The organism is Allobosea sp. CCNWLY174 (genome assembly GCF_037120455.1).
GTDB classification, from domain to species: Bacteria; Pseudomonadota; Alphaproteobacteria; order Rhizobiales; family Beijerinckiaceae; genus Allobosea; species Allobosea lupini.
In genome coordinates, this window is record NZ_JBBBBQ010000005.1 from 185,336 (window position 1) to 197,893 (window position 12,558).

General features: G+C 66.9%; 12 protein-coding genes. 7 read left to right on the plus strand and 5 right to left on the minus strand.

Annotated elements, in window-relative coordinates; all coding sequences use genetic code 11:
- Positions 1-7: 7 nt before the first annotated feature.
- The gene (locus V7S63_RS17045) at positions 8-2,224 is read right to left on the minus strand and encodes a TonB-dependent hemoglobin/transferrin/lactoferrin family receptor (RefSeq protein WP_336531062.1); all 2,217 of its coding nucleotides are present in this window, start codon (positions 2,222-2,224) and stop codon (positions 8-10) included.
- 408 nt (positions 2,225-2,632) lie between these two features.
- Here V7S63_RS17045 and V7S63_RS17050 point away from each other — a divergent pair, with 408 nt between their 5' ends.
- From V7S63_RS17050 to V7S63_RS17060, 3 genes are all read left to right on the plus strand, one after another.
- Complete coding sequence (locus V7S63_RS17050) at positions 2,633-3,949, plus strand: flavin monoamine oxidase family protein (protein ID WP_336531063.1); 1,317 nt, start codon at positions 2,633-2,635, stop codon at positions 3,947-3,949.
- A 96-nt stretch (positions 3,950-4,045) separates the two neighbouring features.
- Positions 4,046-5,053: a hypothetical protein gene (locus V7S63_RS17055; RefSeq protein WP_336531064.1), complete on the plus strand. Its 1,008-nt coding sequence runs from the start codon at positions 4,046-4,048 to the stop codon at positions 5,051-5,053.
- Between the two features lie 10 nt (positions 5,054-5,063).
- Entirely contained in the window at positions 5,064-5,561 is a 498-nt protein-coding gene (locus tag V7S63_RS17060) for a hypothetical protein (RefSeq protein ID WP_336531065.1), read from the plus strand.
- On the opposite strand, the gene V7S63_RS17065 is transcribed toward V7S63_RS17060, so the two are convergent.
- Complete coding sequence (locus tag V7S63_RS17065) at positions 5,485-6,411, minus strand: bifunctional helix-turn-helix transcriptional regulator/GNAT family N-acetyltransferase (RefSeq protein ID WP_336531066.1); 927 nt, start codon at positions 6,409-6,411, stop codon at positions 5,485-5,487. The genes V7S63_RS17060 and V7S63_RS17065 overlap by 77 nt on opposite strands.
- 148 nt (positions 6,412-6,559) lie before the next feature.
- On the opposite strand from V7S63_RS17065, the gene murI reads away from it, so the two are divergent.
- Both murI and rpsD read left to right on the plus strand, forming a co-directional pair.
- Positions 6,560-7,417: a glutamate racemase gene (gene murI, locus V7S63_RS17070; protein WP_336531175.1), complete on the plus strand. Its 858-nt coding sequence runs from the start codon at positions 6,560-6,562 to the stop codon at positions 7,415-7,417.
- Between the two features lie 185 nt (positions 7,418-7,602).
- The gene (gene rpsD / locus V7S63_RS17075; protein WP_091841016.1) at positions 7,603-8,220 is read left to right on the plus strand and encodes a 30S ribosomal protein S4; all 618 of its coding nucleotides are present in this window, start codon (positions 7,603-7,605) and stop codon (positions 8,218-8,220) included.
- Between the two features lie 90 nt (positions 8,221-8,310).
- Here the strand turns inward: rpsD and V7S63_RS17080 are convergent, their stop codons facing one another.
- Entirely contained in the window at positions 8,311-9,180 is an 870-nt protein-coding gene (locus tag V7S63_RS17080; RefSeq protein ID WP_336531067.1) for a hypothetical protein, read from the minus strand.
- Positions 9,181-9,513: 333 nt separating this feature from the next.
- On the minus strand, positions 9,514-10,452 hold the full coding sequence (locus V7S63_RS17085; protein WP_336531068.1) for a heparin lyase I family protein: 939 nt from the start codon (positions 10,450-10,452) through the stop codon (positions 9,514-9,516).
- 199 nt (positions 10,453-10,651) lie between these two features.
- Between V7S63_RS17085 and V7S63_RS17090 the strand changes: the two genes are divergently transcribed.
- Positions 10,652-11,158, plus strand: a complete 507-nt coding sequence (locus V7S63_RS17090; protein ID WP_336531069.1) for a DUF3060 domain-containing protein — start codon at positions 10,652-10,654, stop codon at positions 11,156-11,158.
- A 9-nt stretch (positions 11,159-11,167) separates the two neighbouring features.
- Here the strand turns inward: V7S63_RS17090 and V7S63_RS17095 are convergent, their stop codons facing one another.
- Positions 11,168-11,884, minus strand: coding sequence for an MgtC/SapB family protein (locus tag V7S63_RS17095; RefSeq protein WP_336531070.1), 717 nt, complete (start codon positions 11,882-11,884; stop codon positions 11,168-11,170).
- Between the two features lie 282 nt (positions 11,885-12,166).
- Here V7S63_RS17095 and V7S63_RS17100 point away from each other — a divergent pair, with 282 nt between their 5' ends.
- Positions 12,167-12,412 (plus strand): hypothetical protein, encoded by a 246-nt coding sequence (locus V7S63_RS17100; RefSeq protein ID WP_100965042.1) that lies wholly within the window; start codon positions 12,167-12,169, stop codon positions 12,410-12,412.
- Positions 12,413-12,558 lie beyond the last annotated feature (146 nt).

Sequence of the window (12,558 nt, forward strand, 5' to 3'; positions counted from 1 at the left end):
CCGACGCTCAGAACTGGTATTTGAGCGTCGCCTTCACGGTGCGGCCGGGCTCGCTGTAGTAGTCGCGCGGCTGCGGGCGGGAGAGCGGCACGTTGGCCGCATCCCAGTACTTGCGGTCGAAGATGTTGTAGACGCCGATCTGCAATTCGAGGTCGGCGATCTCCGGCATCGGGCGCCACCAGGCCGAGGCGTTGAAGAGCGTATAGCCCGGTGCCTTGAAGCCGGTTCCGGCCTGGACCGTAGAGACGTCGTCCCGCTTGCCGGCCATCTTGGCCGAGACCTCGGCGCCCCAGCGATCCGTGCCGTAGGCGATGGCGACGATGCCCTGCATCGGCGGGATCGAGTTGAGGAAGATGTCGTCGGTCTTGTTGCGGCCGCGGGTATAGGCGAAGGAGCCGCGCACCAGCCAGTTCGGCGCGAAACCGTATTGCCCGTTGACCTCGACGCCCTGGATCTCGGCGCGCGGGATGTTGCGCAGGCCGACGATGCCGCCCTGCGGGTAAAGCCCGCCCACGCCCGCGGCCTGCTGCTGGTACTGCTCGATATAGTTGCGGTAGCTGGTGTGGAAATAGGTGATCGAGCCGCCGAGCTGCTTGTCGCCGAAGCGCAGCCCGACATCCACGCCATTGCCCTCCTCCGGACGCAGGAGCGGATTGCCGGCGCGCAGATAGGTGCTTGGTCCGCCGAACCGGCCATAGAGCTCATCTGCCGTCGGCGCGCGGAAGCTCTTGGCCCATTGCGCGAACACGGTGACATCCTTCACCCAAGGCGCGTCCTTCAGAATGTCGTATTCCAGCCTGATGCGCGGCGACCAGGCCGAGTCGCTCGAGGACGGCGGCAGGCCGACCGGGCGCGAGCCGCCGGCCGAATAGGCCGGCGTCGACTGCGGCTTCTCCTCATACCAGTCGAAGCGCACGCCGGGCGTGACGCGCAGGCGGTTTTCAAGCAGGCCGATCTCGTCCTGGACGTAGACGCCGACGAGCCGCCCATCGATGTCGGGCTGGTCCGACTGGTTGGTGAAGAGGTTGTTGCAGGTGGTGAACGCCCCCGTATAGGAGCCGCTCGCCGGCCGCGCCGGGCAGTTGTCCACGCCGGAGGAATACTGCTTCAGCGACGACATGCGCAGCTCGGTGCCGAGAAGGACGCGATGCGAGAGCCCGCCGGTCTGCAGGTTCTTGATGACGTGGCCATTGAAGCCGTAGGCGGTCTGCTCGTTCTCGTTGTCGCGGCCATAGGGCCCGACGATGCTGGTGTAGCGATAGGCGCTGACCAGGTCGTTGCGCTTCAGCCGCTGCCAGTAGAGATTGGCGTGCGCCTCGTCGATCAGGAGGCCGCCGGGCTGCTTGTAGTCATAGGTCAGCGAGACGCGGTTGCGCTCGACATCCTCGCCGGTCTGATAGGCGCCCGGGCGGAAATTGCCGGTCAGCGACACCGTGCTGGTCCGGGTCTGGATCCGGTCGGCACGCTTGAAGAACTCGCCGGTGATGCCGAAGCGATGGGCTTCGCCGACCTGCTGGTAGATCTTGCCGAGGAAGCTGTACTGATTGAAGTCGGCCGGGTTCGGCGCGGTGCGGGTGGCGCCGATCGACTTGTCATTGCCCTTGCTGTCGATTTCGTGGCCGTTGCGGAAACCGCCCTGCAGCAGCACTGAAGTGCCGCCCATGCGGGCCGCCGCGGCAGCGCTGCCGAACCAGGCCCGATCGGTGCTGTCATAGCCGGTCTTGGCGAGCGCGCCATAGGAGCGGCCATTGCGGATGATGTCCTCGGGGTCGAGCGTGCGCACCGCCAGCGCGCCGCCCAGCGCGCCACCACCCAGCGTGGCGCCGCCGCTGCCGCCGCGCAGCAGGTCGAGCGAGGACAGCGAGTCGAAGTCGAAGGCGTTCGTGCCGGCGCGGTTGATGCGGGTGTCGATCAGGAAGGGCTGGCGGATGCCGTCGATCGTCGTCAGCACGCGCGCGCCGTCGAGGCCGCGAATGTTGAGCGAGCCGTTCTGGCGATTGAAGGTGATGCCCGCCTCGACCCGGTTCGACAGGTCCGTCAGGCTCTGCACCTGCTGGCGGTCGAGCTCGGCGCGCGTCGTCGTCGTGGTCGTCGGCCCTTGCAGCAGCGGCGCAGCCTCACGCTCGCCCTGCACGTTGATCTGGTCGAGCTGCAGCTGCTCGGTGGCCGCGGGCGGAGCGGAATTGCGTTGCTGCTGCGCCAGCGCCGGCGCTGCCGCCAGCATCAAGGCTCCAAGCGCTACGCCCCGGCGCAGCCCACTGCCATTCGTCCCCATCGCCCATGTCCTGTCGCTGACAAGCAGATCGACCCGTCAAACTGACTTGCCAAGTCGAAATGCTTTTTATAATCCATGAAAACTAGGCCTTGCGCCTTACTTTCACCATCAGCGGTTATTAAAGCCCAATTTAACTGTCAATAGACTCGCGGTTGCGTGATAGATTACTTATTTATTGGAATTCTAAACTGAATTTATCATTGGTCTAAACTGAAAGGCGGAGAGCGGCCGAGACGGACATGCGATCGGCCTCGCAAAGCTGTGATGGCCCTGCTCCCGCCACACGCGTGCTCGTGTATTGCAGCGCGAAAAGCGGCTGGCATCATCGGCCCGCCGCAGACACACGGACTTTTCTTCATGCTCGACCGCCGGACATTGCTGACAGGCGCTGGCGCGCTGGCGATGAGCGCCGCCAGTGGGCACTCGCCCGCCCGCGCCGCCGAGCCGGACGCGGTGGTGATCGGTGCCGGAGCGGCCGGCATCGCCGCGGCGAAACAGCTCCAGGCCGCCGGGCGCTACGTTGTCGTGCTCGAAGCCCGCGATCGCCTCGGCGGGCGCACCTTCACCGATTCCTCGCTCGGCCCGGCCTATGACGCGGGGGCGATGTTCATCCACTGGGCCGAGCGCAACCCGTGGACCGAGATCGCCCGCGAGCTCGGCGTACAGACCCCGAGCGAGAGCCGCGGCGGTGGCTTCCAGCTCTTCCAGAGCGGCAAGCCCATGCCCGCCGGCGACCGTGCTCGCCGCCGCGGCGCCTTCGGCGAGATCGACCGGCGGCTCGACAATGCCGACCTGGACGATCGCGACCTCTCGGTCGCGCAGGTGCTGGCCGATCTGGGCCCCGATCTCGCGCCGGTCGCGGCCTCCGGCATGCTGCTCTCGATCGGCGAGGAATCGGCGCGCATCTCGGCCCGCGACTATCAGCGGCTCTGGGCGGGCGAGGACTACGTCGTGCCGAGCGGCTACGGCAATCTCGTCACCCGCTATGCCGAAGGCCTCGACATCCGCCTCGGCCAGCCGGTCACTGCGATCGACTGGAGCGGCTCGCGCGTCGCCATCACCACCGCCGCGGGAACACTCCGGGCGCGCGCCTGCATCGTCACCGTGCCGGTCGGCGTGCTGAAATCGGGCGCGATCCGCTTCACGCCCCAGCTTCCAGCCCGCACCCGTGACGCGCTCGCCGGCATCGGCATGGGCGCGCTCACCAAGATCGCGCTCAAGGTCGCAGGCGATCGCTTCGGCATCGTCCCGGGTACGACCTATTTCGAGGCCGGCTCGGCGGAGCGGCTGATCAGCTTCGATCTCTTCCCCGACGATCGCGACCTGGTCATCGGCTATTGCGGCGGCGATTTCGCCCGCGATCTCTCGAGCGCCGGCCCCGCTGCCGCCCGCGAGCAGGTCGTCGACCTGCTCGCCGCGATGGTCGGGACCGAGTTCCGCAAGGCGGCCGGCCCGGTCTCTTTCCCGGCCTGGTGGACCGACCCGTTCTCGCACGGCTCCTATTCCGTCTGCCGGCCGGGCCATGCCGATGCGCGCGAGATCCTGGCCGAGCCGATCGGCGGCAAGCTCTGGCTCGCCGGCGAGGCGACCGCCGGCGGCGGCGCCATGACCGCAGGCGGCGCGACTCTCGCCGGGCGCACAGCCGCCGCGGCGGTGGCCCGCCTCAAGGTCTAGGCGCTCCCGAGACCGGCTCTGGCACGGACAAGGCTTGCCCAACCCGGCAGGTCTTTGCCACCATGGCTGCGCTGGGGATCGATGCGGAGCCTGATAATGCGCCTGTCGCTCGTTCTTGCCGGTGTCCTGCTGGCCTCGCCTGTGCTGGCTGCCGGGCCTTATGCAAAATTCTCGGTCGGCAACTGGGCCGGCGGCGCCTTCACCAACAACGAAACCGGCGTGTTCTCTCATTGCGCGGTCTCGGCGAGCTACAAGAGCGGCGTCACCATGCACGCCTCGCTCAACGGTAATTACGGCTGGAACCTCGGCTTCTCCAACCGCTCCTGGGGTCTGAAGCCCGGCACGGACGTGCCGATGGAGATGGCCTTCGACCGCAACGACATCGTCCGCATCAACGCCAAGGCGGTGCAGCCGCAGCTCGTCGTCGTCACCATGCCGGCGAACTCCAACATCGTCCGCGCCTTCCGCGGCGCGCAGTTCCTCGAAGCCAACATGCTCGGTGCGCGCTACACCTTCCGCCTGACCGCGACCGCCGAGATCATGCCGGCGCTGCTCGACTGCGTGAAGGCCAACGCCAGCCTGAAGGTCGCGCCCGGCACGCCGGCGCCCGCGCAGGGCGGCACCACGACCGCCGCGGCAACCGATCCGGCGATCCAACTCGAGGCGGTGACGCTCGCGACCAATTTCCTGCTCAAGGCACAACTGCCCGAGCCGAAGGTGCTGAGCGGCGCGGAGGCGCCGTCCGGCATCGGCGGCAACGGCGCCGGCTGGCAGGCCAAGGGCGCGACCGGGCTCGTGCGCGTCCTTTCCAATCCGAACCAGAAGGATGTCGACGTCGCCGCCGCGGTCTCCGCCGCCGACGCGCGCGGCTGCCAGGGGAGATTCGCTTCGGGCCGGACCACCGACACCGTCGAAGGGGCGAGCGTGCTGCGCGGCTTCTCGTCCTGCGAGAATGGCGGCGATGCCAAGTATTCCGAGTTCTATGTACTGCCGCGCAAGCAGGGCGGCTTCGTAATGTTCTCGGTCGTGACGACGGGAGACGGCGCGCTGCACCAGCAGCGCCGCACCGACTTCCAGCGGGCGGCGCTGACCTCGGTGCAGTGACGGCGAACGCATGCTCTCCGGCTTCTCCCGCCTGTGGCGGCTCGATGGCAGGCTCGGGCGAGGCACATTCGCGGGCCATCTGCTGCTGGCTTGCGCGCTGCTGCTCGTCGTCGCCGTCATCGCCGAGCGGCTTCTCGGCCTGACCTGGGCGGAAGACGCCGACCCCCGCCTCTTCGTCGAGCCAATTCCCAACGCCGCGATCCAGGTCCTGCTCTATTGGACGCTGCTGGCGCTTGCGATCCAGCGCATTCGTGACACCGCCTTTCCGGTCCTGCCTGTCATCGCCGTGATGGCTGCGATCGAGCTGCTCGAATATGCCGTGCTACCGATGCTGATGCAGGCGCGCCTGCCGGCGCCGCTCGAGACGATGACGCCGGTCGGCGGCGCGCTCTCGATCGCCTCCCTGCTGTTCCTGCTGCTCTGGCCGAGCGCTACAGATCGCGCTCCCAGTTCTGCCCAACCAGGTCCTTCCCGAAGGAGTGATGCTGCTCCTCCGCCACCAGCCTGAAGCCCTCGGCGATGTAGATGGCGCGGGCGGCGTGCAGGATGTCGTTGGTCCACAGGACCATGCGGCGATAGCCGGCCGCACGGGCGAAAGCGATCGCCTCGCGCACCAGCTGCTTGCCGAGGCCGAGCCCCTGCGCCCGCGTCTCGACCAGCACGAGCCGTAGCTTCGCCACCTCCTCGCTCTCCTGCACCACGACAGCCGAGCCGACCGACTCGCCATCGAGCTCGGCGATGAAGCAGCGCTCCTGCCCCGGCTTGAATTCGCGCAGAAACTTCGCCGCGATTTCGGCGACCAGCGCCTCGAAGCTGATGTCCCAGCCATAGACCTCGGAATAGAGCCTGGCATGCGCCGAGATCACCCAGCCGATATCGCCGGGACGATGATCACGGATCGCAACCGTTGGCTGCGGGCCGGCAGCGCCCGACAGCAGCGTCTGCGCCCGCTCCAGCGCGCAGACGAGGCTCGCCTGCTCGCCCGTGCCGAGGCGGGACAGGATCATGTCGGCCTGCCGGCGCGAGGCCTCGTCGAGCGGCGCGAAGGCGTCGTGCCCTGCGGCCGTCAGCTTCAGCTCATAGGCGCGCCCATCGCCGTCCGCCCTCGCCCGCTCCAGCCAGCCCAGTTCGGTGAAGCGCTTCAGCAGTCGCGAGAGATAGGCCGGGTCGAGCCCGAGCTCACGCGCCAGTTCGCCGGCCCGCCAGCCATCGCGCTGCGCCAGCTCATAGAGCACGCGCCCTTCCGTCAGCCCGAATCCGGAGCCGTGCAGATCTCCGCCCAGCGCTCCGATGAAGCGGGTGTGGAAGCGGCCGAAACGGCGGATCGCCGCGATGGCAGGCGTGTCTGTGGCGGACATGGCTGACCTACTCATCCCACGATGAGAAATGCCAATTAATGGACAGAGTCAACTAAATTATCAAACGGCGCGTAGCGAAGCGTTCACCGCTCCTTAACTCGCCAGGCGTCCAATCGAGAGCTTACCGGACGCGACGGGTATGAGTGCGATGCGGGTCGATCTTCTGGCCGGAGCCGGCTATGCCGCGCCGGTGCTCTGCTTGCGAACCCCGACCATCCTCGTCTTCGATTCCGGTCTCGGCGGCCTCACCGTGCTGCGCGAGGTCATGCGCCAGCGCCCCGATGCCGACATCGTCTACGCTGCGGACGATGCCGCCTTCCCCTATGGCCGCCTCGGCGAGCAGGCGCTGGTCGATCGTGTACTGTCTGTGATGGAGCGTCTGGTCGACCGTTTCCATCCCGATCTCGTCGTCATCGCCTGCAACACCGCCTCCACTTTGGTGCTGCCGGCGCTCCGGGCCCGCTTCGCCATCCCCTTTGTCGGCACCGTCCCGGCAGTGAAATCCGCGGCGGAGCGCACGCGCAGCGGACTGATCTCGGTGCTGGCGACGCCCGGCACCGTCGCCCGCGACTACACGCACGACCTGATCGAGCGCTATGCCGCCGGCTGCGAGGTCATTCTGGTCGGCGCCGGCAACCTCGCCGCCCTGGCGGAAGCGGTGCTGAAGGGCGAGCCGGCCGACGATGCCATGATCGCCGCCGAGATCGCGCCCTGCTTCGTCGCCCGCGACGGCCGGCGCACCGATGTGGTGACGCTCGCCTGCACGCATTACCCGCTGCTGCTGCCGCGCCTGCAGCGTCTTGCGCCCTGGCCGGTCGAGTGGATCGACCCCGCCCCTGCGATCGCGCGGCGCACGGAGCAATTGCTCGGACCGGCGCAGCCGCGCCCGGAGGCGGCTTCGACGGTCGCCGTCTTCACCGACGGTACCAGCCTCTCCGGCCCGGCCCATATCGCGCTCGCCGGCTTCGGCCTGGCGCGCATCGACACCGAGCCGCTGCCGCTCTGACGCGGAAAGGTTTGACAAATCACGCCGGCAGTGCTTGTAAGCCGGCGTTGCGCGGCTCCTCACGGGGCCGCGTGGCTTTTTCCGCACCCGTGATCCGCTCGTCTTCTCGAGCCGGATCTGTCGCCCCGGAGACGGGGAGGAGGAGGGCGCGGTCCTCAACTCGCGAACCATAGAGGACACGCGACATGTCGAAGCGCCATGAGGCGAAGTACAAGATTGACCGCCGTCTCGGTCAGAACATCTGGGGCCGCCCGAAGTCCCCGGTCAACCGCCGCGAATACGGCCCCGGCCAGCACGGCCAGCGCCGCAAGGGCAAGCCGTCCGACTTCGGCACCCAGCTGCGCGCCAAGCAGAAGCTGAAGGGCTACTACGGCTCGATCTCCGAGAAGCAGTTCCGCCGCTACTACGCCGAGGCGATCCGCCTCAAGGGCGACTCGGGCGAGAACCTGGTCGGCCTGCTCGAGCGCCGTCTCGACGCGGTGATCTACCGCGCCAAGTTCGTCCCGACCGTCTTCGCCGCCCGCCAGTTCATCAATCACGGCCACATCACCGTGAACGGCAAGCGCGTCAACATCGCCTCGTACCAGGTCAAGCCGGGCGACGTGATCGCGATCAAGGAGAGCTCGCGCCAGCTCGCCATCGTCATCGAGTCGGCCGCCCTCGCCGAGCGCGACGTGCCTGACTACATCGACGCCGACCACACCAAGTCGACCGCCACCTACACCCGCACCCCGACCCTGTCGGACGTGCCCTATGCGGTGCAGATGGAGCCGAACCTGGTCATCGAGTTCTACTCGCGCTGATCGTTCGGACCGGTTTGCACGGTCCGGCTGCTGTCAACGTTTCAGGAGAGGGCGAAACATCGCCCTCTCCTTTTTTATCGGCTCGCTGTCTCAGCGCTGCTGGTATTCCACGGCCGACCAGTCCCGCGGTGTCTTGATCCGGATTCCGCCGCCCTTCATCACGCCGATATAGACCGAGCCGGAAACCGGGTTCGGCGGGCTGCCGTCTCCGCCAAGCTGGAAGATTGCGCCACCACAGAAGCCGAACTTCCGGTTCGTTTCCGTCATTTCCTTGCGGAGTTCCTTCTCCTTGGCCACGATCGCCTTGGGATCGCTGTTCTGCTGCTTGAACTTGGCCATCGCGGCCCGGAATGCTTCGACGGGGAGGTAGCTGCCGCCCCCGGGGCGGAGCAGGACGCCGCCATTGAACTGCGGCCCGTATCCCTTCTTCGAATCAAATGGACCAGCCCAGCTGGCCGACTGGCAGAGATCGACCTTCAACGTTCCGTTCGCCAGAAGCTCATAGTCGTTGATCATCTGGATGTGCTGGCCGTCAGCCTTCATCACGACGCTGTACTGCTCGATCTCGTCGACATCCTTGATCGGCGGAAACGTGGCCGTGTAGTCGAGCGGTCGCCCGCCGGGATAGCTCGGCTCGAGGCAGGATTCCGACATGTACGTCCCGACGAAGCCGATGCAGTCCATGCCGAAGACGCCCCTGTCGCAGAGCTCCTGCAGATAGTTGCCCTTCTTCAGCGGCTCGGCCAGGGCCTTGGTCTTCATGAGCTCCTCGCGCAGCTCGACGACGAGGCTCATGACATTGATGAAACCGTCGGGATCGCCCTGCCCGGTGAAGACGCGAGCATAGCCGTCGACCTTCGTCTTCGCTGCCAGATCGGTACGCTTCTTCACCGCGGCGGCGATTGCGTTCAGCAAGTCGGCCGGGCGGGCATTACCGCCATAGGCAGGATTAGCCGACATGTATCGCGTTATTGCGACAGTTCCATCATAACCAGGAACTGAAAGACTATGCAGGCGCTTGATGTAGTCGACCGGCGTGAACTACGCGATGTTGCCCATGACGAGACTCCACGTGAAGCATATTCGGTCTCGATACGCAGCAGCCGTCTAACGAAGCCGTTTTTCCACGATCGATCCGCCCCGGACCCAACGGAATGCTAGAGCATCGAGCCGGAATGTGGACTCCTCATTTTGGCATGTCGCTCTTCCCGCAAGGGAGGGCCGCCGCCTCGCACCCGGTCGAGGGCGCGGGCGATCCTGCATGGTGGATGACCGCTCTAGCCGCGATGCGAGCTAGCGATTGGCCTGCACCATCGGCTGATCGGGACGCGTATCGGCGATCCCGTCCCAGCCCGGATGGCCGGCCGGGTCCTGCGTCCAGAAGGCGATGTCGTCGAACAGGATCGTCTGGCTGACATCGGGCAGCGCGTCGCGATAGATGCCGAAGCGCGGCTGCGTGTCGATGAAGGGCTTGCCGTCCTTCACCGTGCCATAGCGCGTATAGCCGAGCACGCCGCGGAACTCCGGGCAGGCGCGCCCGTCGAGCCAGAGCCTGAGGCGGCTGTCGCCGGCCTGCTGGCTCGGCCGGATCATGACATTGACGCGGTGCCAGCGATCCGGCTCGATCGGCCAGTCGCCGCAGAACTGCGCCTGGCCGACACTGTCGCCGCAGGTTTCGGTCCCCGCCGTCTTGGCCCGGAACACCGGCTTGCCGTTGTCCGAGTCGACCTCGATCTTGAACAGCGGGTTGGCGGCGTCGCAGATCTCCTCGCCGCCCCGGCCCTTCTCGTAGCGCAGGTCGATGTTCTGCTTGATCTGCTGGATCACCGTGCGGTTGCGCCGCGGCGCCCACGGGCTCTCCACCCGGAAGCGGAAGCTGTACCAGCTCGTCGCATCGAAACGGATCAACTCGGCGGTCATCTGGACCTCCGAGCGCTCGGTCGGCGTCGAGCCGGGATTGGGGTCGTAGGCGTCGCCGGGCTTCACCGTGATCGCGAGCGCCGGCCTCTCCTGCCCGGCCCGCTCGCCGTCGACGCAGCGGATGCGATCGGCCCGCACCGCCTTGTCGAGCTGCCCGGAAATCTTCCAGTCTTTCGAGCTCAGGCAGTTCGTTGCGAAGCTCGTCTGGAATGCAGGGAGCGGGCCGTCTGCGAGGCTCGCGCCCGGGGCAAGAACGAAGCCGAAAAGGAGCGCCGCAGCTGCCAGGCTGCAGTCCTGCGCGATAGGCTTCATTCCGTCCCAGCCTCCCGAATGCCACGGAGCGGACGTTACCGTCGTTCCCACGCTGATCAACCTCCGATTGCGCCGGCGCACTCGACACCGAACGCCACCCGCCTGCTCGGGAGCCTCCTCATCACGGCCATAGTTCGCCGTCAGGCAGGCTGATGGCAGCCGCCCTGGGCTGCCTGGTGGTCGCCAAAGGAGAAGGCCCTTGAAACCGACCCTTCCCATTCTGCTCGTTGTGCTCGCCGCCCCGACACTCGCTGTTGCAGGCGAAATCAGCATCGCCGGCGTCGGCCAGTCGCGCGACTTCACCTGCAATGGCGAAGATGTCGCCATCACCGGCCAGGGCCATACGGTCGAGCTCAAGGGAAGCTGCGGCGCGATCGGCATCCACGGCAGCGGCCACAAGGTCAGTTTCGAAGATTCGACCTCGCTTGCGGTCAGCGGTGCTCAGAACAAGGCGAACGGCGGCTCGACCGGCAGCCTCACCGTCGAGACGGCCGAGAACACGGTCTCGACCAAGGTCCATGCCGGCGAGACCGCGGCCGAGATCGATGTCTCAGGCGCCGATCATGCGATCGATCTGGAGCTGACCGGACCGGCGAAGATCGAGGTCGGCGGCATCAAGAACAGCCTGAGCTGGACGGCCGCCGCCGATGTCCGGGAGCCGAGCATCTCGACCTCGGGCGTCGAGAACCGCATCGTCAGGCGTTGAGGGCAGCGCTCAATCACTGGTGCTGCTCTCCCAGGTCGCATGGGTGACACCGGCAACGCGCTCGATCCGCTCGACCACGGCGTCGAGCTCCTTGCGCTCGACGGCCGTGCTGATCAGCGTCGCGACGATCTCGATGGCATCCTCGCCGCGCTCGACGGTCTTGACGTCGCCGACCGGGTAATTGGCCTGTTCCAGCAGCTCGACCATCTTTTCGCGCACCGAGGGCAGCGCCTCGGGATCGGTGGTGACGACGACTTCATAGGTCGCCTCCGAGGCCTCCTCGTTGATCGGGATGCGGTTGATCGCGTTGACCAGCGGCCGCAGCAAGGTGTTGCCGGCGATGACGAAGACCGTGGCGAGGGCCCCCTCCGCCACCATGTCGGCGCCGGTACAGGCGCCGACCGCGGCCGCGCACCAGAGCGTCGCCGCGGTGTTGAGGCCGCGGACGTTCATCCCCTCCTTCATGATCACGCCGGCGCCGAGGAAACCGATGCCGGAGACGACATAGGCGATGACGCGGATCGCGCCATCCGCCCCGGCGAGCCGCATGGCGAGATCGACGAAGGCGGCGGCGCCGACCGCGACCAGCACGGTGGTGCGCAGGCCCGCGGTTCGCTGGCGATATTGACGCTCGGCCCCGATCAGCGCGCCCAGCACGAAGGCGGCAAGCAGACTGACGACCGAATCGAGGAAGGGATAGAGCTCGAAGGTCTGGATGAAGCGCATGCGCCTGCCCCCGGTAACGGCGGCGCGCTTCCGACTGCCGCGACCCGGCCGCCTATAGCGGGCAGGATGTGACGGTTCAATGAAGGGGACCCGATCTTGCCGGCAGGCGCGGTCGCTTGCGCCTCGGATATTGATTCAACCTCTCAACCGAGCGCGGCAACGCTCTGGCCCGATTCGCGAAATCGGCGCGCTGGACCGACGACCTGCGCATTCTGCCTGCGCGATGACGCTGCGTCGCGACTCAGGTTAGCATCCTTGTCCCGCCACAGGGATCATCCCGCCATGAAGACGCTCATCCTCGCTGCCCTCGCCATCGGCCTGTCCAGTGCCGCCGTCGCCCAGAGCCCGAGCTGCAATGCGCAGGCTGCAGAAAAGAAGCTCGCCGGTGCGGCCAAGACCAGCTTCGTGACCAAATGCGAGAAGGATGCCGGCGCGGCTTGCGACAAGCAGGCGGCCGACAAGAAGCTGGCGGGCGCCGCCAAGACCAGCTTCACGACGAAATGCGTCAAGGACGCTGTCGGCACCTGAGCAGTCCGAATACTCACCTGAGCCCTCATCCTGAGGAGCAGGCTTCGGGCTGCGTCTCGAAGGATCGTCCAGGAAGCTCCGGAACCAGCTGGAGCATCCTTCGAGACGCCCCTGACGCGATCTCCTCAGGATGAGGGTTGTGGAGC